The 26,140-nt window shown below is 71.6% G+C and carries 33 protein-coding genes; all 33 read right to left on the minus strand.

Features of this window, described 5'->3' with window-relative positions:
* Positions 1-52 precede the first annotated feature (52 nt).
* The 33 genes from R2E43_RS33520 to R2E43_RS33680 all read right to left on the minus strand — a co-directional run bounded on the left by R2E43_RS33520 (position 53) and on the right by R2E43_RS33680 (position 26,061).
* Positions 53-511 carry a hypothetical protein gene (locus R2E43_RS33520; protein WP_332056851.1) on the minus strand — a complete coding sequence of 153 codons (459 nt, stop codon included), beginning with the start codon at positions 509-511 and terminating at the stop codon, positions 53-55.
* Positions 504-1,244 (minus strand): tryptophan synthase subunit alpha, encoded by a 741-nt coding sequence (gene trpA / locus R2E43_RS33525; RefSeq protein ID WP_185931335.1) that lies wholly within the window; start codon positions 1,242-1,244, stop codon positions 504-506. The genes R2E43_RS33520 and trpA overlap by 8 nt, the downstream gene beginning before the upstream one ends.
* Before the next feature lie 92 nt (positions 1,245-1,336).
* The gene (locus tag R2E43_RS33530) at positions 1,337-1,876 is read right to left on the minus strand and encodes a hypothetical protein (RefSeq protein ID WP_332056852.1); all 540 of its coding nucleotides are present in this window, start codon (positions 1,874-1,876) and stop codon (positions 1,337-1,339) included.
* Between the two features lie 58 nt (positions 1,877-1,934).
* Positions 1,935-2,537 (minus strand): hypothetical protein, encoded by a 603-nt coding sequence (locus R2E43_RS33535; protein ID WP_332056853.1) that lies wholly within the window; start codon positions 2,535-2,537, stop codon positions 1,935-1,937.
* A gap of 187 nt (positions 2,538-2,724) precedes the next feature.
* Positions 2,725-3,450, minus strand: coding sequence for a DUF317 domain-containing protein (locus R2E43_RS33540; protein WP_260612686.1), 726 nt, complete (start codon positions 3,448-3,450; stop codon positions 2,725-2,727).
* 191 nt (positions 3,451-3,641) lie between these two features.
* Positions 3,642-4,400, minus strand: coding sequence for a hypothetical protein (locus tag R2E43_RS33545; protein WP_332056854.1), 759 nt, complete (start codon positions 4,398-4,400; stop codon positions 3,642-3,644).
* Entirely contained in the window at positions 4,397-4,987 is a 591-nt protein-coding gene (locus tag R2E43_RS33550; RefSeq protein ID WP_332056855.1) for a hypothetical protein, read from the minus strand. The genes R2E43_RS33545 and R2E43_RS33550 overlap by 4 nt, the downstream gene beginning before the upstream one ends.
* 41 nt (positions 4,988-5,028) lie before the next feature.
* Positions 5,029-5,388 (minus strand): XF1762 family protein, encoded by a 360-nt coding sequence (locus R2E43_RS33555; RefSeq protein WP_332845888.1) that lies wholly within the window; start codon positions 5,386-5,388, stop codon positions 5,029-5,031.
* A gap of 95 nt (positions 5,389-5,483) precedes the next feature.
* Positions 5,484-7,274, minus strand: a complete 1,791-nt coding sequence (locus R2E43_RS33560; RefSeq protein WP_193458597.1) for a type IV secretory system conjugative DNA transfer family protein — start codon at positions 7,272-7,274, stop codon at positions 5,484-5,486.
* A gap of 32 nt (positions 7,275-7,306) precedes the next feature.
* The gene (locus R2E43_RS33565) at positions 7,307-8,083 is read right to left on the minus strand and encodes a DUF317 domain-containing protein (RefSeq protein ID WP_332056857.1); all 777 of its coding nucleotides are present in this window, start codon (positions 8,081-8,083) and stop codon (positions 7,307-7,309) included.
* Between the two features lie 2 nt (positions 8,084-8,085).
* Positions 8,086-8,550, minus strand: a complete 465-nt coding sequence (locus R2E43_RS33570; RefSeq protein ID WP_332056858.1) for a hypothetical protein — start codon at positions 8,548-8,550, stop codon at positions 8,086-8,088.
* Positions 8,551-8,684: 134 nt separating this feature from the next.
* Positions 8,685-9,506, minus strand: coding sequence for a DUF317 domain-containing protein (locus R2E43_RS33575; protein WP_332056859.1), 822 nt, complete (start codon positions 9,504-9,506; stop codon positions 8,685-8,687).
* A complete protein-coding gene (locus tag R2E43_RS33580) occupies positions 9,497-9,850 on the minus strand; it encodes a hypothetical protein (protein WP_168723761.1) in 354 nt (117 codons plus the stop codon). Before R2E43_RS33580 ends, R2E43_RS33575 begins: the two co-directional genes overlap by 10 nt.
* Before the next feature lie 26 nt (positions 9,851-9,876).
* A complete protein-coding gene (locus R2E43_RS33585; RefSeq protein ID WP_332056860.1) occupies positions 9,877-10,680 on the minus strand; it encodes a DUF317 domain-containing protein in 804 nt (267 codons plus the stop codon).
* A complete protein-coding gene (locus tag R2E43_RS33590) occupies positions 10,677-11,060 on the minus strand; it encodes a hypothetical protein (RefSeq protein ID WP_127433504.1) in 384 nt (127 codons plus the stop codon). The genes R2E43_RS33585 and R2E43_RS33590 overlap by 4 nt, the downstream gene beginning before the upstream one ends.
* 275 nt (positions 11,061-11,335) lie before the next feature.
* The gene (locus R2E43_RS33595) at positions 11,336-11,743 is read right to left on the minus strand and encodes a hypothetical protein (protein WP_193458592.1); all 408 of its coding nucleotides are present in this window, start codon (positions 11,741-11,743) and stop codon (positions 11,336-11,338) included.
* A complete protein-coding gene (locus R2E43_RS33600; protein WP_332056861.1) occupies positions 11,686-12,420 on the minus strand; it encodes a hypothetical protein in 735 nt (244 codons plus the stop codon). Before R2E43_RS33600 ends, R2E43_RS33595 begins: the two co-directional genes overlap by 58 nt.
* Positions 12,417-13,175, minus strand: coding sequence for a hypothetical protein (locus R2E43_RS33605; protein ID WP_332056862.1), 759 nt, complete (start codon positions 13,173-13,175; stop codon positions 12,417-12,419). The genes R2E43_RS33600 and R2E43_RS33605 overlap by 4 nt, the downstream gene beginning before the upstream one ends.
* 25 nt (positions 13,176-13,200) lie before the next feature.
* Positions 13,201-13,905, minus strand: coding sequence for a hypothetical protein (locus R2E43_RS33610; protein WP_332056863.1), 705 nt, complete (start codon positions 13,903-13,905; stop codon positions 13,201-13,203).
* 13 nt (positions 13,906-13,918) lie between these two features.
* The gene (locus tag R2E43_RS33615) at positions 13,919-14,767 is read right to left on the minus strand and encodes a relaxase/mobilization nuclease (RefSeq protein WP_332056864.1); all 849 of its coding nucleotides are present in this window, start codon (positions 14,765-14,767) and stop codon (positions 13,919-13,921) included.
* Positions 14,764-15,552, minus strand: a complete 789-nt coding sequence (locus R2E43_RS33620) for a hypothetical protein (RefSeq protein ID WP_332056865.1) — start codon at positions 15,550-15,552, stop codon at positions 14,764-14,766. Before R2E43_RS33620 ends, R2E43_RS33615 begins: the two co-directional genes overlap by 4 nt.
* A complete protein-coding gene (locus R2E43_RS33625) occupies positions 15,549-15,986 on the minus strand; it encodes a hypothetical protein (RefSeq protein WP_332056866.1) in 438 nt (145 codons plus the stop codon). The genes R2E43_RS33620 and R2E43_RS33625 overlap by 4 nt, the downstream gene beginning before the upstream one ends.
* 156 nt (positions 15,987-16,142) lie before the next feature.
* Positions 16,143-16,616 carry a hypothetical protein gene (locus R2E43_RS33630; protein WP_332056867.1) on the minus strand — a complete coding sequence of 158 codons (474 nt, stop codon included), beginning with the start codon at positions 16,614-16,616 and terminating at the stop codon, positions 16,143-16,145.
* Between the two features lie 190 nt (positions 16,617-16,806).
* Complete coding sequence (locus tag R2E43_RS33635) at positions 16,807-18,597, minus strand: vWA domain-containing protein (RefSeq protein WP_332056868.1); 1,791 nt, start codon at positions 18,595-18,597, stop codon at positions 16,807-16,809.
* Positions 18,594-19,736 (minus strand): AAA family ATPase, encoded by a 1,143-nt coding sequence (locus R2E43_RS33640; RefSeq protein ID WP_332056869.1) that lies wholly within the window; start codon positions 19,734-19,736, stop codon positions 18,594-18,596. The genes R2E43_RS33635 and R2E43_RS33640 overlap by 4 nt, the downstream gene beginning before the upstream one ends.
* A gap of 191 nt (positions 19,737-19,927) precedes the next feature.
* A complete protein-coding gene (locus R2E43_RS33645) occupies positions 19,928-20,149 on the minus strand; it encodes a hypothetical protein (RefSeq protein WP_332057141.1) in 222 nt (73 codons plus the stop codon).
* 37 nt (positions 20,150-20,186) lie between these two features.
* On the minus strand, positions 20,187-21,377 hold the full coding sequence (locus R2E43_RS33650; protein ID WP_332056870.1) for a hypothetical protein: 1,191 nt from the start codon (positions 21,375-21,377) through the stop codon (positions 20,187-20,189).
* Positions 21,374-21,832 (minus strand): hypothetical protein, encoded by a 459-nt coding sequence (locus R2E43_RS33655; RefSeq protein WP_332056871.1) that lies wholly within the window; start codon positions 21,830-21,832, stop codon positions 21,374-21,376. The genes R2E43_RS33650 and R2E43_RS33655 overlap by 4 nt, the downstream gene beginning before the upstream one ends.
* Positions 21,833-21,868: 36 nt before the next feature.
* Positions 21,869-22,975, minus strand: coding sequence for a hypothetical protein (locus tag R2E43_RS33660; protein ID WP_332056872.1), 1,107 nt, complete (start codon positions 22,973-22,975; stop codon positions 21,869-21,871).
* Positions 22,968-23,711: a glycosyltransferase gene (locus tag R2E43_RS33665; RefSeq protein WP_332057142.1), complete on the minus strand. Its 744-nt coding sequence runs from the start codon at positions 23,709-23,711 to the stop codon at positions 22,968-22,970. Before R2E43_RS33665 ends, R2E43_RS33660 begins: the two co-directional genes overlap by 8 nt.
* Positions 23,712-23,753: 42 nt before the next feature.
* Positions 23,754-24,263 (minus strand): hypothetical protein, encoded by a 510-nt coding sequence (locus R2E43_RS33670; protein WP_332056873.1) that lies wholly within the window; start codon positions 24,261-24,263, stop codon positions 23,754-23,756.
* Positions 24,264-24,407: 144 nt separating this feature from the next.
* Positions 24,408-25,484 (minus strand): hypothetical protein, encoded by a 1,077-nt coding sequence (locus R2E43_RS33675; protein ID WP_332056874.1) that lies wholly within the window; start codon positions 25,482-25,484, stop codon positions 24,408-24,410.
* Between the two features lie 10 nt (positions 25,485-25,494).
* Complete coding sequence (locus tag R2E43_RS33680; RefSeq protein WP_332056875.1) at positions 25,495-26,061, minus strand: hypothetical protein; 567 nt, start codon at positions 26,059-26,061, stop codon at positions 25,495-25,497.
* Between the last annotated feature and the right edge of the window lie 79 nt (positions 26,062-26,140).

The following is a 26,140-nucleotide window of genomic DNA, read 5'->3' on the forward strand; positions in this document are numbered from 1 at the left end:
GGTCTGTCCTGGGTTTAGGGAAAGGGGAGGGAGTACTCGAATCGCGGTCGCGTCAGCGGCAGGGGGATTGCGGCCGGTCGCGGGATACGGCGTCGCAGAGGGCGGGGATGCGGTCGACGAGGTCGGTGGCCGACTCGATGAACTGCTGCGGTGTCGGCCCGATCAGAACCACCCGCCGTGATGTGGCGGCTGCCTGGCGGCGCTGGTTCTCCACGGCGCGGGCAAGAGCAGCCGTCAGTTCGGCGGCGGCGTCCTGGGCGGCCTTGGCGATCTGCGCGACGCGGTGAAGGAGCAGCAGGTCCGGAGGGCAGGGCCGCGTCGTCTGGCGGCTGAGGGTGAGAAACAGCCGCAAAGCGGTGCCGGCGAGGTCTTGGGCGTCAGTGAGGCGCGCGGCCAGTGTGGATGCGGATGCGCCTCGTTCGGCGGGCAGGAAATGCAGGGCCTGGTGCAGCGAGGCCGCGTCGGACGAGATGCGGGCGAGGACCGGGGCCGGGTCGGCGGGGTCAGGCACGGGTCTCCGTGGTGGCGTGCGGGTTCAGGGTTTGGGCGAACGCGGTAGTGAGTGCCGGGGCCTGCTCGGGGGCGGTCATCAGGGCGCGGACGACGGGGGTGCCGATGACGACGGCGTCCACCAGTGGCGCAACGCGTTCCGCGAGGGCCGGGGTGGAGATCCCCACGCCCGATACGACGGGCAGGGGACTCGCGGCGCGCAGGCGTGTCGTGAAGTCGGCGAGAGCGGGCACGTCGAGCGGGCCGCGGTAGCCGGTGGGGGCGGTGCTGGCGGGTGCGTAGAGCCATCCCGATGCGCCGGCGGCCACGGTGGCGAGGCCGGTGTCAGTGAGGTGGCGGGGGACGAGGCGTGGGGTGGAGAGGTTCGTGGCCTTCGCTGCGGCCTGCCAGCGCTCTGCCTGGTCGTCGGGCAGGTCGACGACCATGGCGCCGGCGGCACCCGCGTCAGCGAGCAGCCGGGCCAGGCGTTCGGGGCCGTGCCGGCTGACGGGGTCCCAGTAGGTCATAACGACGGTCGGCCGAAGGCCAGCGGCGTGCTCGATCCCGCGCAGGGCGCGGGTGAGGAGGTGCCCGCGGCTCAGGGCGCGGCGGTAGGCGGCTTGGATGATGGGCCCGTCGAGGCCGGCGTCATGGTGGGCGAGGCCGATCTCGAACAGGTCGGCGCCGGCTCGGGCGATCTGGTCGAGCTGATGATGCTCGGCGCGGGCCGGATGCAGTCCGGCGGGGACGAACACGCCGAGCGCGCAGCGGGGTTGGGCGAGGAGAGCTTGGAGGGAGTCGGTGGTGGCCAGGAGATGTCTTTCTCGGAGGGCGCTGTCGCGGCAGGTCAGCGGTGGCGTGGGGCCGGTGAAGGCGGGGAGGTTACGAGGGTGGTGGCGCTCTGGCCGTGGGCGGCCCGGGCACGGGGCGTGGTGTCCGTGGTGGGCTGGTGGCTGAAGGCGGGGGCCACGCGGTCGAGGGCCAGGGCGATCTGCTGGGCCTGGTCGTGAGCAGTAGCGAGCTGCTCGGCGACATCGGTGGGGAACCGGTCCCACTGGGCTCGGTACTGGTAGCGCTGGATGATCTCGGCGGCGTTGCGCAGCTGCTCGGCGACCTGCCGCAGGACGGCGGTTTTCTGTTCCGGGGCGGTCGCGGTGTGTGTGGCTTGCAGAAGCGCGTCCAGGGCGGTGGGCAGCGACTCGTCGGGCGTGGGAAGGCCGTAGAGGGCGGCGTGCAGTGCTTGGGCGTAGACCGTCATGGGCCCGCCCCGACCGCGGCTGCGGTACTCGATGGGGGCTTGCCGGCGGGCGCCGAAGTTGACGGTCACGTCCCGGGGAGCGGCACCGGGGTGGAGCTGGTCGGCGAGGGCACGGGCGAGATCATGCACGGTGGGGGTGTCGGACGTGGAAGCTCCTCGGATGGCGGTGCCGGATGCGTTGGGGTGGTCAGCGGGTGCGGCGAGGGGCCGATGGTGTGATTCGTGGACCGGTGGCGGGAGCTGAGCGGCGGCGGGTGCTGGCGGGGATGTCGGCTGGTGTGGGGATGCCCAGGTGGACACGCGCGCTGAGACCGTGGGTGTACGCGTGTGCCTCGGGAGCGGTGACGGCGCTGAGCAGTTGGCGCTCGTCCAGCCCGTCCCGAGTGCGGTAGGCCGCGCCGTCTGCTGTGGGGACGAAGCCGTGTTGCTCTAGCAGCAACCGGGCGGCGGTGGTCGAGGCAGTCACGGCAACCGTGCCGTCCCTGACCTGGAAGTGCAGGTTTGGGCCGCCTGCCGGCTGGTCGGGACTCCAGCGGGTGGTCCAGGAAAGGTCGACGAGGTCGTGGGTGTGGGCCAAGAGCCCGTACATCGCCACGCCGGCGCGCTCGTGTACGTCCTGCGCGATGCCTGGAGGCAGCAGGTGGAGCCTGCGGCCGTGGTGTTCACGAGGGAGGAAGCCGGCGTCGGTGAGCAGCCGGTCGGCGTCGCGGATGGGGCGGTTGAGGATGACGAAGGTGTGGCCGTCGTCGGTGGACCCGATGAATACGTCGGGGATGTCCAGGAGTGACACGGTGGTCCAAGGGATTCGGAAGTGCAGGCCGGGAGAAATGGCAGTGCGCTCGCGGCAACGGACGTGTACGTGCAGCCGAGTCAGGGCGTCGTTGTGCCGGGTGAAGTAGCCGGCGAGGAGCAGGAGGTGCTCGGCCGGCCCAGTCGGCTCGTTCAGCTGGGGATGACGGGTTTCGGTGAGGCCGGTGTCAGCGGCGGTGTACGACGCGGCCGAGCTGGGCGCCGGCGTGGTGGACGTGTGGGTTCACGGCGGCTCGGTGCACGGGGGTGATGAGCGCGTCGTCCAGGTTCTGCACGAGATAGGGGACGTCACGGAAGGTGCGCTCGACCGGGGTGGTCGTCGCGAGGTGGGTGGAGAACTGGGCGACGAGCCGCTCGGGGCTGTCCTGGGTGAAGGAGGCGTCCCAGTGGGTGTCGAAGCCGTCGTACACGTGGTGCCGGAAGCGCCACGGGGTGTCTTCCGCCGGAGTGTGCTGCAGGTGGCAGTGGCCGTCGGGCGAGGTGAACGTGTCGTCCTCGCGGTGCCAGTGGTTCAGTTCGGCGATCTGCGCGAGGGGGGTGGTGGTGAGCGGGATCCGGTCGATGTGCCGGTCGTCGCCGAGCAGCTGGGGCAGAGCCTGGGTGACGGCGGCGATGGCCTCGATCGGGGTCTGCCGGGTGAAGCGGGCTTCCCAGTACGGCTCGTGGTGCGCGAGGGACCACCAGTGGCCGTGGGTGTGCCGGGAGTTGAAGTTGACGAACAGGCTGCCGTCGGGGCTGTGGACGCTGATGCGTCCGCTTGCGCGATCGTGCTCGCTCTGCCAGCCGAAGAGGTGGACCAGCGGGCCGATCGCATCGGCGAGCCGGTCGATGCCCGCTCCCGCCAGATAGCGCGGGGAGACCAGGACCCGGTCCTGGGGCGCGAAGGGCCTCACCGCCGGGCCTTGTACCGCAGGCGGCAGTGGGCCAGGACTGATCGGGTGCAGCGCGTCGGTGCCGGTGTGCAGGAGACGTCTGGGACGCGTGCGGGCGGGGCCTCGTATCCGTCCACCCGGGCGCGGGGTGGATCCGGGTGTTCTGCAGGGTAGTGCGAGGTCATGGGCTGCTGTGGGCTCCGATGGGTCAGTTAACGGCTGCGGGCGGCCGTCTTCGCAGCGGTGGGTGCGGGCGCGGGCGTCGTGCCCGGCACCCTGCGAGTGGGCGGGCTGCTGATGGCCGTGGCCAGCGCGGTGGTGCCGGCGGGAGTGAGGCGGACTCGGTCCTGGAGCGGGCCGCCCACATAGGCGGCAGGCGCGGACTCCGGAACGCGCTCCGCGAGCCCCTTTGTCTCCAACGCCCGCAGTGTGCCCAGGAGCACGCGCTCGTCGCGGTAGTGGACGGTTTGCCGTCCCAGGGAGCTGGTGACCACCACGTTCCCGCAGGCGATCTCCCACAGGGCGGTGTGGTGAGCGGCGGTCAGGGTGTGCTCCGGACCGTCGCCTGCTGCCGTCCCCCCGCGGCGTCGGATTTCGTAGGCGAGGGTGTTGGCGCAGCCCATCGCGGCTTCGGGTGCCAAGGCGGTCAGAGTGCGGGCCATCGGGAGCTGCTGGTCCGCGGAGGCACTGCTCAGGAAGGCGAGCTGCTCAAGGCGGACCACTGCGTCCGACAGGTCGAGACTGCGGAAGAGGCGTACGTCGGTGACCGCTTTGAGGGCGGTGCGGGTCGCAGAAGCGAGTCGCTGGGCGGAGGCGGCGTGGGCGTTGGGCTCGGATGGCGGATGGGCCCGCAGGAGACGGTCGAGCATGTCGTTGTGCTGCACGTACTGGTCTGCGAGCAGCAGCAGGCGCTCAACCGGCGTCGGCGGGGCGGCCACGTCGAACAGGAAGCCCTCGGGCGGCGTCGTCATACGCGGCGCCGGGCAGCGAGCACGGGCGGTGTGGAGGGCGCCTTCTGCGGGCTGGGCCTTTGGGCCTCGGCGATGAGTTGCCGGTCTTCAGCGCGCGCTGAGAATGAGGCGAGGCGTCGGGAGAGCCGTCGCGCTACGGCGCGATAAGTGGTGGCCGCTTGCTGCATCTCGACACCGGCACGGCGAAGCTGATCACGGCTGGTCGCCGGGGTGGGATCGGCGTCCTCGTACAGCAGCATCTCGGTGCGGTGATGGATGGCGAGGTTGCACAGGGTGGCGGCCAGTGAGATCTGGGAGCAGGCGCCGGCGAGGAGCGCCAGGTTGTCGGCCCCGTCCTTCATTGCGGGGTACTGGCTGACCGACAGGTCGTGCACCTGCCGCGTGCACTTCATCGCCAGCTCGTGCACCCGCAGGCTCAGGGGTGCGATCTCTCGGACGGGCTTGGCGATCTCGCCCTCCCGGATGCGTGCCGCCTCCACGGACAGCTCCTTCAGGACGGGGGCCACCTCGCCGAGAAGGCGGGTGTGTTCGGTCAGGTCGACGGTGTGCAGGACAACTCCGGGAGGACGCGGGGCGGTACGGGGCAAGGTGAGATGGTCGGTCCGTTGCTGTGCAGGAGCGGGCTCGGTCACAGGGCTTCCCACAGCAGGCGGGTGACGTGGTCGTTGCCGTGGCCGGCTCGTGGGCGGGCCGGGGTGTGCCATCCGGCGCGGGGCGGCCGGCTGGCGATCACGCGCCACCCGGCGCCGCGCAGGGATGCGCCGCTCTCGCCGTCCTGCGTGTAGGTGATCAGCCGTCGGTAGCCGAGGGCTTTCGCCGCCCGCCACGCGGCCCCGTAGAGCAGTGAGTTGGCGTTGCGGGCGCCGTCGCTGGCGGTCCGGGTGACTTCGAGGGTGGCGCCGTCGTCCAGGTGACGGGCCACCGGCCTGCCGACGATGGCCACGGCGCGCAGCGTGCCCCTCTCGTCGGCGGCGCCGACCGCGAAGATCTATCCTGCGGGCGGCGGGGGGTGACGGTGCCAGGTGCGCACGAAGTCCTTCGCCTCACGGGAGCGGACCGGCACCAGGTGCAGCGGGGCGTCGCTCACGCGGCCGTCCCGAAGTCGGACTGTGTCGGCGCGTGCTTCGCGACGGCGCGAGCCGTGATCGCCTTCGACGCGCGGGCGGACGCCGCGGACAGTTCCCCGGCTCCTGGCTCTCGGTACCAGGGCCGCAGGTCGAGCATGGCGGCGCGCATGCCGGTGGCGAAGCACAGGGCGGTGCCCTTGGGCAGGGCTCGGATCGCGTCGGCGGGCAGGATCCGTTCCTGCCGCATCGACACCGACGTGCTCTTGCCGGACTCCGAGTGCGACGTCGATGTGGTCTCGACGTCGTGGTCGCCGATCAAGCGGCTGAGCTTGTCCGCGAAGTCGGGGTCGTCGATGCCGGAGCCGATGACCTTGACGGTCGAGGCGGACCACATGGCGTCCATGCCCGCGTCTCCCCAGACCTTCTGGCCCTGGCGGTAGGACTGGAGGATGGTGATCGGGATGATTCCGCGGGAGCCGAGGTGGGAGTACAGGTCTGGCAGGTCGCTGATCTTGCACACGTTGGCGGCCTCGTCGAGGATCGCCAGCATGGGCGGGTCCAGGCGTCCGCCGGCCCGTTCGGCCTGGGCGGTGGCCGCGCGCATGACGGAGTCCGCGCACGCGGCGATCAGTGCCGAGGCCCCGCCTCCCCCGTCCTTGCTCAGCAGGAACAGCGTGTCGGTGGAGGTGACGAACTCCGACGGGCGGAACTCGGGAACGTCCTTCTGCGGGGTGACCCAGGCGGCGATCTCGTTGTTCAGCAGTGCGGCGGCGTACTGGCGGGCAGTCTCGTAGATGCCGTCGCGCGTCTCCGGGGGTCCCTCGACGGTGCCCTTGAGCTGTGCTGCGACGGCGGCGAAGTCGTGGTCGCGGAGGATGTCGAGCGGGGTGCGGTCGGCGGGGAAGGCGAGCCACTGCATGATGTCGGTGATGGGCCGCTCGTCGAGCGCTGCGGCCAGCAGCAGTTGGGACAGGATGTTGCTGCCGGCCTTGGACCAGAAGTCGCCCTGCTGGGAGGCGTCCACCGAGGCGGCGAGGAAGTGGCCGGCGAGCCGGTTCGCCCCGTCCAGGGTTTTCGCGCTGGCGAGGGGGTTCCACCACATCTCGCGTGCGGCGTGCGCGATCTGCTGGGGGTCCATGGTCCACACCTGCCCGACGCGGGAGCGGGCCTCGTATGTGGCGGTGAATGCGTCGCCTGCGGCCTTGTTCGAGGTCAGCAGGACGGGGCCGGGCGCGGCGAGCATGGAGGGGATGGCGAGCGAGGTGGTCTTGCCCGAGCGGGGCGCCATGATGGCGACGGCCACATCCTCGTAGCCCATGCGCACCTCGTGCCGGGTGTTCTGCAGATTGCCCAGGAGGATGCCGGTGTCGCGGGCTTCGATGTGCTTGGCGTCCTTCAAACTCGGGCGCAGCGAGCGGGCCTTGTCGGTGATCGCCTTGGCCATCAAGGGCTCGATGTCCCTGGCCTTGGCCATGCCGGTGATCTTCTTCCGGCCGCCGCCGTGGTTCTTGTGCCGGAGCCACAGGGCGACCGCCGTCACCGCCAGAGCCAGGAGGAGCAGAACGGGAACGATGCGTGCCCCGATGAGCAGGGCGTTCTCCCCGGCCTCGGGCCAGACCTGCTCGGGGTGGAGCAAGGCGTTGGTCGGCTGGTAGGGGGCCCAGCTGCCTCCGGCGAGGGAGGCGGTGAGGTTGCCGCACAGCCAGGCCAGGTGGGACAGGGGGACAACGACGGCGAGCACGCCGAGCAGGAGGCGCAGGACGAGGTCGTATCCGTCGGTGTTGCTGCTGGAGGAGGAGGGGGGCAAGGGCTAGGTGCTTCCAGGCGGGGACGGAGGGATCAGCGCAGGCGGTGGCGCTCGGTCTGCGGCCGTTGCGGAGGATGCGTGCTCGTCGCCGGCGGGCCGGATCGGCGTGCGGCGAGGGAGCGGACGCGTTCTTCCAGGGCGCCGGCGACCTGCTGGGCGGGTACTTCCCGGTGCGAGAGGGTGATGAGGTCCGGGTTGCGAGTCGGGAGGCTGGAGGGGCCTGCGGTGCGCGGCACCGGTCGGGGGTCGGTGAGCGCGGCGGTGAACGCGGTGATCAGGTGCGGTGGGGTGTGCTCGCTGAAGTGGGCTTGCCACAGCAGAGTCCGGAAGTCGCGGAGGGCGGTGTCGACCCACCAGGCCCCGGTTGCCTCGTCGGCCTCGACGCGGACGGTGCCGTCGGGTGAGGCCAGCCGGTGGTGGCTGTAGGCCGGAGACCAGCCCGCTGTCAGAAGCGGCTCCTGCGGATCCCAGTTGTCTCCTTGATCGGCAGTGGGATCGGTCAGCACGTCGGTGAACGCAGCGATCATCTCGACGGGGGTGCGGGCATCGAAGCTGGCGAACCAGGCGGGCCGGTCCGGCGCGGGGGCGTGCTGCAGAGTCCACCACCGTCCGTCGGGGTCAGGCTCCAGCCGCAGGAGGGCCTTCTGGTCGGGGCTGGAAAGCAGAACGCGAGGCATCAGGGGGTCGTGACCGTAGCTCCAGCCGCAGGCTCGGTGGAGGGGGACGGTGATCCAGGCTGGATCGCCGCCGCCAGCCAGGTGGCGCGGGGCGACGTAGTCGATGTCAACGTTGACGGCGACCTCGGGCATGGTCACCGCCCCCTTGCGCCGTGTCCGCTGCGCCGGGACGTCAGGGCGGGGAGCTGCGAGCGCTTCGGCCGGGACGGTGCGCGGCGTGCGGCGGCCTGGATGTCGAGGATGACGCGGCCGTGGCAGGCCCAGTCGTCCAGATAGCTCCAGCACTCTGCGTGGTGCTCGTCCAGCGCGTCGACGTACGCGTCGCCGCCCGGACCGGCGCCCTCGGGGAGCTGGGCCCGGGTCTGGCGCCACTGCGCGTCCAAGGCGTCGAGATGGCTCAGTGCCTCCTCCAGGATGGTCAGCTGCCCGGGCCAGCTGTCCCGCGTGAGGTGTGCGGGCAGGTGCTGGAGCTGGAGCCGGGCGGTGGCCAGCAATTGGCGAGCGCCAGGACGGATGCCGTCGAACACTGCGGCGGTGTCCGCGTCACGGACGGCGGCCCGGCGGCCGTAGGCGTCCTCGTCGAAGGGCCAACCGTCCAAGTCCGTGTTGAACGCGGTGAAAGCGTCCCAGGACGCCAGGATCCGTTCACTGTGGCGCAGATAGCGATTGAGGCGCCGCAGCGAGGTGCGGCGGCCGTGGTTCGTGGTGCGGGAGATGAGAGCATCCTTTGAGGTCAGCGGCGGGCGGCCGACTGGACGGCGGTCGTGGGCGCCGGGGGTGTCGCGTTGGCAGTCTGCTGACGGCGCACTGCGCGGGCCTGTGCGCGGAGCGTCTTCACCCGGGCGGTGTGCGCGTCCACTACCTGCTGCGGGCGCAGCGGGCTCGGCTCTTTGACGGCGCTGTAGTGGGCGGTGCGGTCGAACATGCCGCGCTGCAGCGGGCTCTGGTCGGCCAGCGCGCCCAGGAAGGCACCTACGAGGCGATCGGGAACGTGCTCGTCGAGGAAGGCATGCCAGATCCGCGGGCCCGGGAATGATTCGTCGCTGCTTGTCCTGACCTCGATGTGCCAGGACGGCCGTTCATGGAACTCACTCATGGGGCGGTGCTCGATCCGGCACAGCGAGTCCGGAGAGAACGCTCTCCCTGCATCCTCGTACTGCCAGCCTGCGCTGGTCACGGGCTGCCAGGGGTCCGGTTGCGATGAGGGCGGTGTGATGAGGGCGTCGGTGAGGCCGGCGAGGACCTCGGCCGGCACGAGTTCACCGAACTCGGCGTACCAGCCATGGTCGTTGTCGCCGGGGGCGGCCCGCAGCCGCCACCAGGCGGAGGTGGCGGACTGCGGGTCGAACTGCAGGCGGTAGCGGTGATCGGGGCTGGCCATCACGATCTCGGCGCTGAGCGGGTCGGAGACCGTGGCCCATCCGGCCGCGGCCAGGCCGTGGGTGACGTGACGGGCGTCGCCCGGGCCGGCGAGGTGGCGGGGGCTGGTGTCGAAGGGGATCTGCCCGGCGTGCTTGTCGGCGAAGGCGTCGAGCTGGCGCTCGCTCAACGGCACCGGCTGCACCCCTGCTCGCTCTCGGCGTCGTCGTGCAGCGCACGCAGCTCGTCCAGGACGTAGTGGAGGGTGTGCTGGTCGGTCTGTTCCCAGGCGGCTGAACGCAGCTCGGCGATCAGGACGTTGACGTGCGCGGTACGTGGGATGGCCTGGTGTTCCTGGATGGTGCGGGCGAGGGCACGCAGCGTGTCGGCGAGCTGGACGGGCAGGCCCGTGTACTCGTCGAGGAGCGGCTCGACGAGGGCGAGGGCTTCATCGGGGTCGGGATTCTCGCGCAGGTACTCGGTGACGTCCGACAGCGTTTCAGTCAGGGCGCGCAGGGTTTCCGGGGTGGGGGCAGGCATCGGGCTCCTTCAGATGGGGATGGAGATCAGCGGCGGGTCCGGGCACCGCCGGCCGGGGCGTAGGGACGGGCGGTGGTGCGGGGCCGGGCGCTTCGGGCGCTGTTGCGGGCCCAGGTGGCGGCGCGGGCAGCTGTAATCCGGGCCTGCTGCCAGGCGCTGAGCTGGGAGGGCTTGACGGAGACCGACCAGGTCCGGATCTGGGCGCTGTGCGGGACACGTCCGCGTGGGCGCATCACCGGGTCCGGGCCGGCAAGTTCGGTGGAGAAGGCTTGGACCAGGTGCATCGGCGTGTTCGGCGTGAAGTGGGCAGTCCAGCCGTTGCCCTGCTTGTCCTGCGCTCCGGTCCACCACATCGCCGAGCCATCGACACCCTGGCGGTACTGCATCCACGCGGTGCCGTCGGGGCTGCTCGCCGAATAGTCTTGGCCCTCGAACCGCGTGTGCCAGTTCTGCTCCTGCAGAGGTGCCCAGACGTTAGGGGCGTGTGCGGAGCGGGGGCGGGTGAGGGCGTCGGTAAGACCGGCGACGATCTCCACCGGAGTCTGCCGGCCCAGGTGCGCAGACCATTCACCGGTCGCGCCGCCTGCCCGGCCGTGGATGGTCCATCCGCCCGGCAGGATGTAGGGGTCGTAGGCGACGCGGACGGTGCGGTCCGGGCTCTCCATGAGCAGCGGGCCGCCCTTCTTGGACTTCTCCCGCCAGCCCGAGGCGCGCAGGAACTCCGAGACGTGCCGGACGTCACCGCCGCCGGCCAGGGCACGGGGCTGGACGAGGTAGTGCTGCTCGGCCTGCTCGCCCGGCCCCCAGCCCTGCCACTGCTTCTTCTTCACCGGCGCCGCCGTACGACGAGCGGGGCAGGAGCCGGAGGCTTCGCCGCGCTGGTGGCCGGTCGGGTGCCGAGGTGCTGGAGGAGGTCCTGGTGCTCGTCCAGGTCCAGGCTGATGTCGTGCAGTTCGTTGGCGGCACGGCCCAGGGCGAGCCATACCTCCGCTGGCAGGGCGCCTCGTTCTGCCTCGCTCTTGGCGAAGTGGCTGCCGGTGATGACGAGGTGAGTGACGCCGCCGAGGACTCCGTTGTCGGGGTCGAGGACGCGGGCGATGACCTGCGCTGCCTGGGGCGGGGGGAGCTGAGAGAGGTGGTCGGAGAGCTGGCCGAGCTGGCGGGTGATCTCGTCGGCCAGTGCCACCGGGTAGGGGGCGGGGTGGGACATGCTCCTCCGGGTGTGTGGACGGTCAGTGGTGGTGGCGCTGCCCGACGCGTTGCGCCTCGTTGGGGACGGCTTCCGGGCGGGCGCCGGCTAGTGGGGAGGCGCGGTCGGGGCCGGCCGTGATGCAGGCGCGTAGATAGCGGCGGAACAGGGCGGTTGCGAGCCGGGGTTTGAGCCGATGGCTGATCGGTGCGGGTGTGCGTTCTGCTACGGGTTTCTCCGTGGAATCGGGCGGGGGGGGGTGGGCGGCCCCGGCGGGGTGCCGGGGCCGCCCGGGCTTACGGGGTGCGGCGGACCGGTGCGGAGTGCGAGGGGGGACTGGCGGGCGCCGGTTGCTGCGGGGCGGGTCGGGCCGCGCGCGCCTGGAGGCGGTGCACGGCCTGCTGGTAGAGGGCCTCGTCGAAGACTTCGGGGTCGCAGTTGACCGTGTATCCGGCCATGAGCAGGGCGGGGATGGCACGGTTCGCCAGGTGTTTCTGCTCCTCGGCACCGAGGTGATCGGGCACGGTGTGCCAGACGTAGAGCGGCTCGCCTGTGGGGTATTCGTGGCGTTCGAGGCCGAGCTGTTCCAGCAGGTCGTGGAGGCCGGCGGGGGCGCCGGTGGGGGTGTCGGCGTGGATGGTGGTCGTCAGGGCCTTGATGTAGATCTCGACGTCTGTGCCGTACTCGTCGGCCAGATTGGCCATACGTTTCTTCTCCGGGGGCAGCGGCGGCGGGAAACCGGGGACGGTGCACGGCCCGCTGCCGATGTCGGGGCCGGTGCGGTCGCTGGCGGCTGCGCCGGGCGGGCGGCGTGGTTGCGGGCGTGCAGGATGACGCGGGCGGCTTCGCTCAGGGAGTTGGCGGTGCTGCCGAGCCGTGCGATGGGCTCGGGTTCCTCGCCGGGCGCGGCGCCGTGGAGATCACTGGCGGCGATCCAGGCGCGGACGATCACTTCTCTGGTCAGGGGCAGCAGCCCGTGCACGGGGGCCGCGACCTCGGTCAGGACTTCGGCCACCTCGCTGCTGGTCTCGGCGGCCGAGGCGCGCTCGGCGAGTTGGGTGAGGTAGCGCAGGGCTGCGTCACGGTCGCCGTCGGGGGCGGCCAGCATGTTCAGGGCGGGGTCGAGGTGGACGCTGTGGCCGGCGGCGAGCAGGGCGTGCGAGGCGGTGGTCGCCTTCAGGCGCTGCTGCTCGATGGGCAGGCCGTGCGGAAGACGGTGGTAGTCCCCGCGGGGTCCGGGAGAGGTGAGGAAGCCGCCGGTCCGCTGGAGGATGTCTGCTGCTTGCTCGGTGCCGCCGATGGCCACGACCAGACCGGTGCGGGGGTCCTTGGTGATGGTGACGTACTCCAGGACCCAGAAGTCGGGCTCCGTCTGGTTCATCGCGTCCTGGCGGTGGGTGTGCGGGTGCCGGCGGGGGCCGGCGGCATGGAGGCCGGGGCGGAGGTGGGCGCGTGGCGTCCGGCGGGGTGCTGGAGGGCGGTGCCGATGCCGAGCGCGTCGAGCTGCGGGCCGATCTCGCGCAGCGCGCGGGCCTGGGCCTGGGTGTCGTCGCCACTCAGGCGGTAGATGCCGCTGTGCGGGTCCTGGATGAAGCCGTGGGCGGCGAGGATGGTGCTGGCCCGGTCGTCGGCGGGGGCGGTGGCGACGCTGCCGTCCGGCTGCCAGGTCAGGACGACCCGGTCCGGCTGGGAGGGCTGGATGCCGTCCAGGGCGTTGTGCCTCACCTGGGCGAGCGCACGGTCGTAGCGGACGAGGAGATCGCCGGCGACCTGCTCGGCGCCGAGGAACGGGTCGTCGGTCAGGGCGATGCCGTTGGGCTCGGGGACGCCGCGGTACGCCTCGTCCGGCAGGGCGTGCGGGGCGACGGCGGCGAGGAGGAAGCCGTCGCGTTCGTCGTGCCGGTCGATCAGGACGAGCTGGGCGCCGTCGGGGCGGCTGAGGACGGCTGCCTGCTGCAGGGGGTGTTCGGCCAGGGAGGCGGCGACCAGGTCCAGGTCCCAGATGCGGTCGGTGAGTTCGGCAAGGTCGTCCTTGGCGTCGCCCGTCAGGTGGGTGCTGGTCCAGGTGTCGGGGAGTTCGCCGGCGAGGACGTCGGCGTAAGAGGCAAGGCGCTCGGATATGTCGTGGTCGTGCATGGTGTCCTTGGGCAGTTGAAGGGGCTCAGCGGCGCAGGCGGGTGGCACCGACGGGTGGCGGTGCCGGGGCCGGCAGGGCACGCGGCGGGGGCGGGCAGGCGCACACCGCGGAGCGTTCGGGCTCATGGTCGGGAACCTGCTCTGTGCAGGCGCGGCGTCCGGGGTGAGGGGCGTGCCGGTCGGCCAGCCGTTCGCGGGTGTACGCGAGGTCGGAGCGGATGACGCGGACGTATGCGTCGGCGAGGTAGCGCAGGCGCCCGGCGGTGTACGGATCGCTCGCGTCGCCGAGCCCATCGAAGAACTCCGCCAGGGCGCCGAGGGTTTCCTCGAACCCGGCGAGGATGCCGTCGTGGGGCGCGGTGAGTTCGGTGAGGATGTCGGCTGCCTCGGCGGTGTCGGTGGCCTCGCGGAGGCGTTCTGCGAGGTGGGAGACCGAGGCGCCGAGCGTGGGATAGGCCGCGGGGCGGGCTTCGGTGTCGAAGGGCTCGTCGCAGTCGACGTGGTACCCGACGGCCCGCAGGCGCCCTACGGCATCGATGGCGAGACGGGACTCCTCGTCCTCAGTCAGGCCGACGGGGGCGCGGTGGTAGCTCTCGTGGAGGCGGACGACCGCGACGAATCCCGCGCGCTGGAGAAGGCTGTGCGCCTCAGCGTCGCCCCCGCGGGCGAGGAGTTCGCCGGAGTGCGGGTCACGGCGGATGTCCAGGAAGCGGCCGGTGGTGCGGGGCAAAGAGACGTTTCTCCTACGGAGATCGGTGGGTGGTGCGCCGGGCCGCGGCCGGTGCGGCGGCGGTCCGGGGCTGGGCTAGATGGGCCGCAGTGGCGTCCAGCTCCTGCTGAATCGCGTGGAGGCGGCGGGCGATCAGCTCCAGACGGTGCGCCGTGTCCGTGCCGGCAGCCCCCGGTTGGCGGGCGATCCGGTAAGCGGTGTGCTCGACCAGTCCGCGGACCGTGGCCAGCGGGCCGGCCTGTTCGTCGGCGAGCTGCGTGAGGACGCCAGCGAGCTGCGCCGATGCGGTCGGGACCGTACGGGCAGCGGACCACTGCGTGGTGCCGGTGCGGACGGGGATCAGGTGCAGGTCCTGCTCGATGCGGCGCGCTTCGTCCGCAAGCCGTCGCAGGATGTCGGCGGGAGGGGTGCGCCAGGTGCCGTCGAGGTGGATCAGGTTGGCGATCAGATCCAGACGTCCGGGCTGGCCCTGGACAGCGATCCACCGCCAGCCGTGCTCTGCGGCGCCAGGTACCTCGATACCAGCGGCCCGCGCGAACCGGTGGGCGGTTTCGGACCACTCGGGACCTGTCAGCTCCCGGTCGTCCGGATGGAGCCGGACGTCGAGATGGAGGATCGCGTGCCGGTCGTCGTCCGGGCTGGCAGCGAACGGATGCTCCAGGTACGGATCTTCGAGGTGCTCGGCCCACTCAACGGACGTCCAGGTCCTCTGCTCGTCGTCCGGGGTGTAGTAGTCCAGGCCCGGCCAGTGGGCGACCACGGTGTACTCCGTCAGGCCCTCGTTCGGGGAAAGGGGCCGCCCGAGCGCCTCGGCCAGCGGCTCGCGCGGCGAGTGGGCCCTTGCATGCAGGCGGGGGATCACGACGGCACCCCACTCGACGCGCGGGTGGGTGACCGGTGCTGATGAAGGTCGCGGGCTGCACAGAGCAGCGAGCGCTCGCGCACCAGGTCGGCGTGGACCGAGATGTCTCCTGGCGGAAGACAGTCGATCGCCCTGTCGATGGCGCTCAGCCCCTCGTCGTACCGGCCCAGCCGGCGCAGGGCACCCGCCGTGCGGAAGAGGACGATCGGGTCGGTGCCGGTGGCGAGGGCGGGCCGCAAGCTGAGGGCCAGGAGACGCTCCGCACCCTCGTCCAGGTCCTGGCCGAGCCACAGTCCGTGCAGCAGGACGTGCAGGGTCTTGGGGTGCTCCTCGGCCATGGCGAGGACTTCGTCCATGACCATCAGGCCCTCGGGGCGGGACTGGCCAAGCAGCGCGAAGGCGTACAGGGCGCGGGTGTAGCAGTCCAGCGGCTGACACGCGGTCTGCGCGAGCTGTTCGACGAGGCGCTGGAGGGTGGGGCAGCGGAAGTCGAACCGCAGGGCGCTCAGGTACAGATGCGCCAAGGTGCGGGTGGTGATCGGATCGCGGTTCGTTGCGAGGACATCCTCCGGGGACAGCAGGCCCAGGACGCTGCGACCGGCTGACCGTGCCGCCCAGGCGGCGTCCGCGCACACCTCGGCTGAGGTTTTCCAGTCGGCCCGGATGCCGTGGAGGTCTTCGGCCAGGTGCAGCGGCCAGGACGGATCGTCCGCAGTTGCGGTGGCTCGGGCCCTGGCCTTGTGGAGCGCAGCGGCACGGTCCGGGCGGTTCGTGGGGGGAGTCACCGGCCGCCCCTGGTGTCTGCGGTGTGCACGAGCTGGCCCAGGGCGCTGGTGGTGTACCAGCAGCAGTCGATCAGCTCGTCGCGGCCGGCGAACCGCGTAAGGAGGGCGTCTTCCATGGCCCGCAGGTAGATCAGGCAGTCCGGGCAGCGGCGCGAGAGGTGCACGAGGTAGCGGGGGTGAGCGGTGACGTAGGACTGGGCACCCCCGGTGGGGTCACGCAGTCGCCATCCGTCCTCGTCGGTGGGGGTGTGCCAGGAGGGGGCGACGATGCGCATGGAGTCTCCCCACAGTTCTCCGCCGGCCACCCCCTTGAGGACGACGACGGTGTCCCCGGCCTGAAAGTGGGCGTGAGTGATATCTCGGGTGGGAGTGAGCGGGTCGGGGGTGCGGGCGGTGACGGGGGTGGGCTGATGGTCCCAGGACGGAGGGAGCACGCGGTTCCTTCCACGCGATGGCTGGCGGGGTGGGAGCATCAATAGTCCGGAGGAACGCCGGTTTGGCTAACCGGCGTTTCCCGGCTATGTTGCCCCGCCGTCAGCGGAACGGATTCTCCGTCCCGCCGTCAGCGGAACGGATTCTCCGTCCCGCCGTCAGCGGAACGGATTCTCCGTCCCGCGGTCCGCCTCGGTGGCTGCGTCGAGGAGTTCGAGCAGGTCAGTGTCTTCGGCGTCACGCTGGTCGATCCACCAACCGGCACGGGTTATGGAGCGGGCCTTCTCCTCCAGCTCCGCCCAGTCCGCCTCGTCCCAACTGCCCTCGACGACCAGGGCGGTGTGCGCGGCCATCATCAGCTGATGGCGGGAGCGCTCACCCCAGTCCAGGGCCTTGGCCGGGCCCTCCAGCTGCGGCATGTCGAACTGCTTGGCCCAGGTGGCGGCTGCCTCCTGCTCCTCGGCGCGCTTCTCCGCGAGCCACTTCTCCTTGGACGCGGAGTCGGCGTCGCGCGCCGCCTTCCAGCAGTCGGTGCAGTCCTTCGACACGAGCCAACGGGCGAAGCCGGCCCGCTTGTCGGCGGGGCGGTTGGACAGGTCGTGATCTACCCGGTGGGAGCAGGCGTGCTCCACGGTCCAGTGCGTACTTACCCCCGGGGAATTCCGTTTGATGGGCGTTACGTTCGAGGTCGGGCTGCTGGTCTGGGGCTTCAAATCGAGTGCCTTTCGTTGACGGTTGGGGTTGCACGAGTCATGCGACGGACGGGGGTGATCTGGAGTGCTTGGCGGTGGTCTCGGGGACGCTTTCGCCTTCTGCGTCGTCTCAGCGGGTCCTGCGGATGGCGTCTGTGGCCGCCTTGGCGATGGCGGCGGGAGCGCTGGAGGGCTGGGGCAGGTGCAGCAAGGTGGTCCCCGGCAAGTGGCGGGATTCCGCGGTGAGGGTGAGCTGGAGTACGGCGCAGCCGGCGGTCGTGAGCTGCTTGACGCGGGTGACGGCTTGAGCGGTTTCGTCGCTGCCGTAGTGGGCGTCGGTGACGATCACGAGGAGGCGGCCGGCGCCGGGGCGGCTGAGTTCGAGGCCGTGGTCGAGTGCGTCGATGGCGTTGGCGAGGTTGTGGTGGCCGCCGGTGGCATCGAACGTCGTCACGCGCTCTGGTGCTCGGTGGGTGGGGCGGGTCAGTGCGGTCAGGTGCCTGTCGTAGGCGATGGTGGCGGTACGGGAGTCGGGGTCGGTCAGGGCTGCTGCGCGTGCCACGATCCAGGCAGCGGAGGCGACGGGCGCGCAGGCGGCACGCATGGAGCCGGAGACGTCGACGGCGATCCCCACACGCAGTGGTGGGGTGGGGGAGTTCCGGCGGCGGGTGTGGGTGAACGGTTCCGCTGTGGGGACCGACCCGGCCGCGCGCTGAGCGTCGCGGGCGAGGGCCGCGCGCATGTTGAGGCGGCCGGGCGGGGTGGGGCTGGTGGTCCGTTCCTCGGTCCGCTCGCGGTAGGCGGCGGCACGCAGGGCGCGGCTCAGGCGCGCGGCGGCACTCTGCTCGGCGGCGGTGGGCCTGCGGGTGCCGGTGACGGGGTTGCCGGAGGGTGCCGGTGTGCCGTCGGGGTGGACGGTGGTGCTACGGGCGTTGAACACCGACTTGGCGGTGGCGGCGGCTGTGCGTCGCTGGCGGGCTCGCTGGGCGCGGTCCTGAGCCTGCGCCTTGGAGCGCGACGCCATGGCGTTGGCCGCTGCGTCCTGTGCCGCGAGGTCGGCCGCGTCGGTGGCTGCCGCGTGGTCCATGACGACCTTCACGGCGCCGGTCAGCAGATCGGAGAGGCCCTCCGGCACGGGCAGGTCGGGGGCCGCGGCGTCCAGAACGTCGCACCATTCTTGACCGTGCGCGAGCATGGCCGTGGCGTCGTGGTCGGCGCACTGGTGAGCTGCGGTCCAGATGCGGGTGAGGGTGGTCAGCAGGTTTGCGCCCAGCACCTTTTCGCACAGATCGGCGACGGCCCGGGTCTCGCCCGCGTCCAGGATGCCGACGTCCCGGCGGCCGAGGATCAGGGCTGCCGCGGCGGCGGCCTGCTCAATGCCCTGGAGGGTGGGGTGGGCGATGTCGGGCATGACCAGGGTTCGGGCGCTGGTGCGGAGGTACGTGCGGTCCGTGGGCCGCGTGATCAGGTGTGCGCCTTCGACGCGGCTCTCCTCCAGCAGGAGCGCGGCCTCGACGACGCGGGGGTTGGCTCCGGCAGGCTGTGTCCAGACGGAGTGGGCCGCGTGCGCAGCCTCGTGGACGAACACGCCCCAAGCGGCGGGATACCGCTCCTCGTCGCCCTCGATCCGCGGATGGATCTCGTGGGGCTGGAGTGGGGCGAACAGGTTGGCGTCGAACTCGACTTCGCCCAGGGTGGGGAAGTAGGCGGCGGGTGCGCCGCTGCGCGTGCCGGGGCGGCAGGTGACGAGGAGGTCCTGGCGGCCGGAGAGGGCGACCAGCCGGTCGCCGAGTTCGGCTCCCACGCGCAGCCACGCGGCCGGGGAGGAGCGGGGTTGCGCGGGCGGGGCGCCGTCGTCGTCCCAGCGCGCGAGGTCGGCGTCGTCTTCCGGCGTGGACTGGATGTGGTGGTGGGCACTCATCGCGGGCGGCCCCGGTGTGCGGAGCCGGTGCTGCCCGGAGGCTGCCGGGCGGCTGAGGCGGGGAGCTGCTTGCCGAGGGTGAGAGGTGCGATCCTCTTGATGCCGACAGCCTTCGTGACGGCGTCGGCGACGGCGTCGCGATCCTCCACAGGAGCGATGCCGACGAGGTTAGCGAGCGCGGCTTTGGTACCGAGGACGGCCTCGGTCTTCTGGTAGCTGAGCAGTTCCCGCAGTTGGGGGGCCCAGCCCAGCTCGCCGAGTTCGACCTGCTGGGCGAGGTGTCGGGCGACCCGGACCACCCGGGCATCGATCCTCAAGGCCAGGGCGAGGTCGTAGTCCGTGCCGATCTGGATCTGCACGCTGAAACGGCTCGCGAGCGCCTCCGTCAACACCGCCCCGTGGACGCCGGGATTGTGGCCCGCCACCACGTAGAAGCCCGGCTCGGCCTTGATGGTCTCGCCCTTGTGGGCCTTGACCTGGATCTGCCGGCGCCCGTCCATCGCGGGATACAGCGCCGCCAGGACCTTCGGTGAGATCAAGGTGGCATCGTCGATCAGCAGGGCGCGGCCCTCGGTCATCGCGGTGACCAGCGGACCGTACTGGAAGACGTAGGCTCCCGCGTCGTCCTGTGTGTACTCGCCGATCAAGTCGCCGACCGTGGTGTCACCGTCACCGGCAACGGTGAGCAGGTCCGGGAACGCCGCCTCGACCAAACTCGTCTTGCCGGTGCCCGGAGGGCCGTAGAGCAGTACCGGCACGTCGGCGTCGCGCAAGCGATTCAACGCCTCGACGTCCGGCAGATCGGCCAGCTCCCGGGGGTGGTAGAGCTGGCCCCCCGCGCGGCGGATCGGGCCGGTCTGCTTGGGCGCGGCTGCTGCGGTGTAGGTCGTACGGGTCGTGGCCGCCTGGGCGCGGGGAGAGTGGGTGCCCGGTGGGCTGATCACAGCCCTCTGCGCGGCTGCGGCAGTTTTCGCGTTCGCGCGGAACTGCGGTTGCCCGGTCCCGCTTTGGTCGGCCTCGCCCCGTCGCACCAGGGTGAGGGCGGCGTTGCGGACGGCGCCATGGGAGTGGCCCAGCTGCCTGGCCATGTCCCCTATGGTGAGCTTGTCCGCCGGCCGGTCGGCCAGCAGTCGGGCCACCTTGGCCCGTAGTTCGCCGCCCTTGGTGCGCGCTGATCTGGTAGGCCCGGGTGTGGTCAAAACGAGAACCCTTCAACAGGTGTGGGTGGGGGCGGGGTGGGCGATGCGCTAAAGAGGCCGGCCGCTCTCGGAGGGGATCACGGGCTGTGCCGACATCGGCGACCGGGCCAACCGGGGCGTACCGTCGGCGCTCACCGGCCGGCCGAGGGCTCGGTCCAGGGGCACGGGACGGCCGGCGACGAGCAGCTGGCTGGTTGCCGGGCAGCCCCGCGCGCCTGCTCCGTACCGAGTCCCGTCACTCGGCAGGCGCAGCCGGGCGTCTCTTCGAAGCCGTCCTGGAGCAGGATCCGCCGGGCGGCGGCGTTGTAGCCGGTGGTGGTGATCTCGCCGGTGATGGTGTGCCGGATCGGTATGAACGGCTCTGCTGCTGCTTCGGGCAACGCGGATCTCCTAACGGTGGCGGGCCGTCGTGCTGGCGCGGGGCGGCGGCGCGGGCGGTGTGGTGTCCACGGCCGGGCGCGAGCGGGCGCGCAGCACGGGGGTGCGGTGCGGAGGCAGGACGGCGACGGTCGCACCGAGGTCCTCGGCTGCCTCTTCGACTTCGCGGGTGAGGAACTCGATCTGCCGGCCCAGCGCGGAGAGGCGGGCGGCGATCTGGCGGCCCTGCACGGTCTCCAGGGCGCTGGCGAACTGGCCGCTCGTCTCCAGAAGTTCTTGCAGGCGGACCATCGGGCCGGCGGCGTAACCGCGCTGGACAGCTCCCAGAAGAGCATTCGATGCGTCACCGGCACTGTGGCCTTCGACGACGTCGCGGATGAGGTCCTGCAGGGACAGCTCCGGGGCCGGAGCCGGACGGTTGAACCGGGAGATGTCCGAGCGCAGCACACCGGGCGGAACCGGAGCGGGCAGGGCCTTGCCTGCCTCGTACTCGTGGGCGAAGTGCCCGATCACCTGCCAGCCCGGTACGCCCGGGGCGCCGCGCAGCGCGACCACTGTGGAGTCGTCGTCCTCGACCAGGTAAGCGAGGGTGATCGGCTGTCCGTCGGCGGCATACCACGACTCGGTCAGCTCCAGCGCGCCACGCGTCTGCGCGGCCCGGGCCCTGTCGGTCCACAGCTGCTGTTCCTCGTCGGTCAGCGGAGCCTGGTGGTGCTGGCCGTCGCGTTGGTCGGCGAGGTTGCTGGCGATCGGGCTGTGGTCCGCCCAGGCGGTGAGGTGCGGCCACAGGGCCGCGTGCTGAGCGCGTTCGGCGGGGGAGCCGGGCGCGGCGGGCCGGTCGAGGGCTCGGCGGATTTCGGCGGCGGAGGATTCCAGGCCGTCCAGGACGGCCCGCCACCCGGTCAGGTGCCGGGCGGGCGGCAACTCGTCGAGCGCGAGTCGGGCGGCATCGAGGAGAGCCTCGGCGTGCGGGGCGAGATGGGTGGTGTACGCCTCCACCGCCGCCTTGTCACGGTGGGCTCGTGCGGCTGCGGCGGCGTCTGCGTGGACGGTGCGGCCGTGGCGGTCGCGTGTCATGTCGAGGGCGGCATCGGTCTCGCAGTCGATGACGGCCATCCGCAGCCGGAAGTCGCGTGCCTTGCTGGCCAGTGCGGACGCTGTCGGCAAAGGACTGTCGGGGGCCGGGCTGTTCGTGGGTGTCATCGGGACCGCCCGCCGGCTGCGGCCGTCAGGTGGACGGTGGGAGCGTAGGTGGGCTTCGGCGGGATCGGCCGGGCCGACGGAGGGTAGGTGGTGGGCGGGGTGGAGCGCTGCGTCGTTCGGCCGGCGGCGGCCTGGGCGAGCCTGCTGCGGCGCTCCTGGAGCCCGTGGGGCCGGACAGGGCGCGGCGGACCGGCGGAGAGGGCCGGATTGAGGCGGATGTCGGCCTGCACGGTGTAACCGTGGCGGCGCAGGTCGTGGACGGCCTGGCGGGTGCGGCGGACTCCGTCGCGCTCGGGCTCGCTGAGGCGGTACAGCCCGGGTTCACCGGGAACGGGCTCGAACTGCTCGCGCTCCAGGAACCAGTGGGCGAGGTGCTGGGGAATCGAGGAAGTGAAGGAGGCGACGAAGCCGTGTTCCTTGTGGTCGCCGAAGGAGAAGTGGGTGCCGGGTTGCAAAGGGGCGGGAATCTCCAGACTTGTCGTGGGGAACGGTCAGTGGCTGCGGTACGCCGGCCGGGCCGCAGCGAGGGGGCGGGCTGGGGCTGTGACGGGGAGGGCCGGGCGGCGGTGGGGTGCGCTCAGGCGGGCCTGGCGCAAGAACGCGTCGCCGTCGGTGAGCCACGTCTCGATCGCCGGCCACGCGCGTGCTCGGCGCTCCTGCTCCGGTACGGCATCACCGTGGACGATCTCGTCGAGCAGGGCTTCGGCATCGCTCACGGCGTCGGCCAGACGGGAGAGGGCTGAGGCGTCGTCGGGCCACGGGCTGTTCGCGGGCCGGCACCGGTCGAGCAGCGTCGGGGCGTGGTCGACGACGGTCAGGAAACGGCGCCAGGCGTGGTCGAGGAACAGCTCCGTCGAGGCGCCGAGGGCGGCGGCGCTCAGCGGGGTGGCGTCGCTGTAGCTGCCGGAGGCGTTCATGGCCTGCCAGGCGTCGTGCTCGGAGCGGATGTCTGCGAGCACGCCGGCGATGGCCGCCGTCTGGCGGGCATGGACGGCCTGCTCGTAGGCGGGAAGGTACCGGTCGGTGAGGGCCTGGGCAGCCCGCCCGGGAAACGGCGGCAGGACGATGCTGGGCGGAGCGTGGGGATCGCCGTAGCCTCCTTCGAGCCCTTCCGGCGAGAAGGCGCCCACCAGGTAGCCGAGATGATGGCCGGGCCGCTCGACGAACAACAGTGTGGTGCCCTGCGCCGCGTCGGTGAGGACCGCGGCGTAAGGGATCCGCTCGCTCTGGACGGCGCGGACGAGGTCGCCGCTGTCCCAGATCCACGGGACCAGGTCCTCCTGCCAGGCCGGGTGCGCATAGATCTCGACCGAGGCGTGCCACTGGCCGGGCAGCAGGCGCGCGAGGTCACGGGCGGCGTCGCCGATGTACCGCCGGCTGCTCGTGTGCACGCTGGCGCGGTGCCGCTTCGCGCACGTGACCAGATCGACCACGGTGGTCTGGGTGCCGTCCGCGGGCAGGTGCCAGACGCCGTCGTCGGCTCGCTGGAAGCCGCTCTCGGTGAGGGCGGTGTGCGCCCATGGATACTGCTCGCCCGAGGCGATGGCGACGATCCCCGACTCCCGGCTGTGCGACAGGATGATCTGCGCCTCAGCCACGGACCAGGTCCTCGCCACCGCGCAGGACGGCGCGCAGGCTGCGGCCGTACGCCCAGGCGTGCTCCCGGGCCGCCGCCTCCAGCTGGTCATATCCGACCTGGGCCGTCATCTGCCCGGGGTGCTTGCGGTAGCGGTACACGGGCACCGGCAGCAGGATTCCGGGCGCGAGCGTGGTGACGCCGAGGGCCGCGCAGTAGTCCTCGCCCTGGACGAGGCCGCCCATCGGCGCTGCGCGCACGAGGTCGGTGCGGGCGAGGATCGTGGTCGGCCCGATGGGGATCGTGTCCGTCGGCGTCTTCCAATAGGTCCACACGTCGCCGGCCTCGTGCCAGCCGGGCGGGGTCGGGCAGCGCCACAGACGGGTCGAGCCATCGGGGTGCTGGTCCTCGCTCCAGCCCGCGCACCAGCCGACTCCGGTGGATTCCAGGATGTCCAGCCGTACGGACATGGCGTCATCGGTGAACTGGTCGTCATCGTCGGCCCAGTTGACGTAGGGGGTGCGCACGTGTGTGAGCGCCAGGTTCCTGGCGCAGGCGGCGCCGACCGGCCGGGGCAGCGTCAGTGTGCGGATGCGGGAATCCTGCGCGAGCGCGGCCGGCAGGCGCTCGGGTGTGGTGCCGTCGAGCGCGATCACGGCCTCCCACGGCACGGACTGCCGGGTGAGGCTGGCGTGCATAGCGGTCAGGTAGTCGAGGCGGTCGTCGCGCAGGCGGGTGGCGATGACGACCGTAATCAGGGGAGCGGGCAGGGAAGTCTCCGGCAATGAGAGCGGTGCGGGTCAGCGGCGGGCAGCCGTGCGAGGCCCGGTCGGCGCTGCACCGGCAGCGGGCCGCGGTGGGCGCGCGGTGCGCGAGGTGGTGGGCGTCCGGCGTGTGGTGATGGCGGGCCAGTGCGCCGGGTGGTCGCTGAAGGGGGTGCTGGGGTCGGTGTCCCAGGCCACGAGGGGGCCCGTGCCTGTGTGAGCCATGCTGATCACTTCGATGCCCTGCGGATGCAGGATGTAGCCCCACGGCATGCCCAGGTCGCTGGCGGTGGTGTCGGTGACCGTCATGCGCACCGGGGGCGAGCCGTCCGGAGTGATCAGGTGATCGAGGGTCCGGCTGGGCCAGTGTTCGCCGCCGGTCAGCGTGGCCACGAGCGTGGGCGGGGCGTCGTCGAGGAGATTGGTGCCGAGTTCGTCCCAGCCGACGGCGATGTCGTCGATGAGGTGCTGGGCCATGGCCTCGACGTCGCGTCCGAACTTGTACTGGTAGGCGGCCAGGAGGAGCGGGAGGTGGTTGCTGGGCACGCCGTCGAGCTGGACGTGGATGCCGCTGTACCCCGTGCCGGCGGTGGGGCGGGCGATGAAGGAGTGTGTGGACAGGGAGATCTCCGGAGCGAGGAGGGGGCGGGGGATGTCCTCGGTGGCCGTCGAAGTGGCGGGCGGGTGCGGCTACGCGCGGTGTGACCAGGAGGGGACCGGGGGGCCGGAGGCGTCGGTGCGGGCGCAGGTGTAGCCGATCAGGCGGGAGGGCTCGGCCTTCGCGGGGACGGTGGCGGCGTCGTTGCACACGAACGTGTACTGGATGGACATGCGGGGCACGTCGTGGAGCCAGGCCCGGTCTTCCTTGCCGGGGTTGATCTGCAGGCCGGAGTGCGCGACGGCGTCGGTCTGGGTGTGCGTGTGGGAGAAGAGGACCAGCGCGCCGCCGTCTTCCGTCTTGAGGGCGTAGGCGTCCGTGAAGCGGTTGTCGGCTTCGTCGAAGACGCTGGTTCCCTTGTCGCCGAAGCGTGTTGCGGCATCGCTGTGGACCTTGACTTGCCGCTTGCTGGCCTTGGTCGGCGCGAACACCTTGCTTCCGGTGTTCGTGCCTCCGGTGGTGAAGTTGTCCAGCACGGCAGTACGCAGCAGGTCGGCGTCGGCGGCCAGCTGCTTGTTGTCGTTGGCGGCGACGGCGGTCGCGTATCCCTCGCGGTCCAGGGCGACGTCGGGCAGCTTCTGGCTGTCGAGGTCGACGACGGACACCATCTCCCAGCGCTTGTGGTGGGGCTGTTCGGCGAACACGGCCAGGCGAGAGGGGGCCTTGCCCTTCTCGCTGGAGAGGGCGGCAGCGAACCAGCGGTCCTGTCCGTCGGCCAGGCGGGGGATGTACAGCTTGGCGCTGGCGAGGTCGTAGGACCAGCGCTCGTACGGCTCGCGGTCCTTGGCGGGGAGTCCTTCGGTCTCGGTGTAGTCCGAGACGGACATCGCGTACAGGGGTCCGTCCTCGACGGTGTCGAGGAGGCGCCGGTCGCGGTCCGCGTTGGCCTCGTTGTTGATCTTGGAATAGCGGGTGATGACGTCGCGGGCCTGAGCAGCGTTGAGAGCGGGCGCGGGCTTCGGGGCGGTGCTGGCGCTGGGCGTCTGCCGGGCCTGGGCTGGGCCGTCTTTGTCGGAGCAGCCAGTGAGGGCCAGGGTGAGGCAGGCGGCGCCGATGATCAGCGGCAGAGTACGGCGGGCGGTGCGGATGGAGGCTCCAAGGGTTCGCAAGGGGAAGAAGTCAGGGCGTGCGTCTGGCCGGTGGGGCGGCTTTCGGCGATGCCGGCGGGAGGACCCGTGGCGGGAGGGGTGACGGCTGGGCTGGGGGAACGTGTGAGTTTTCGTGGGGCAAGACGGGGTGCGGTAGCAGCCCCAGCTGGGCGAGGCGGTGGTCGATCGCCTCGATCAGAGGTTGGGCGCTGCCGCCGTGGCGGGCTTCGGGCCGCTGGGGAGCACCGGGATCGTTGGAGGGCGCCGAGTCGTAGATGACCTCGAACAGCGTCTGGTCGTCGGGGTGCTCGCGAGTGGCGATCCAGCCCTCCGGCTCTCCGGGCGGTCGCTCGGAGGGCGGGTCGTGCGGCGGACTGATGACCAGGTAGCTGTCGTCGGGGAGCGAGACGCGCACGTTGTAGGTGCTGAGGCCGAATTCGATGTCGCACTGCAGCCCGCGTGCCCGAAGCGGCGTGATGACGTGTGCGTGGCGACGCCACAGCTCCTGCCACCACGGCGTGTGCACGTTGCGGTGGTCGGGCAGCGGTGCGAGCGGTACCTGGCCGGGTTCTGGAGTGGTCGTTTCGTCAGCGGCCATGGCTCCTCCTGCGGCTGCCGCCGCTTGCGGCCCGGAGGTAGGCGTGCGGGTCGTCGGGGCGTGGGGGAGAGGTCAAAGG

The organism is Streptomyces violaceoruber (assembly GCF_033406955.1).
Taxonomy (GTDB): Bacteria; Actinomycetota; Actinomycetes; order Streptomycetales; family Streptomycetaceae; genus Streptomyces; species Streptomyces violaceoruber.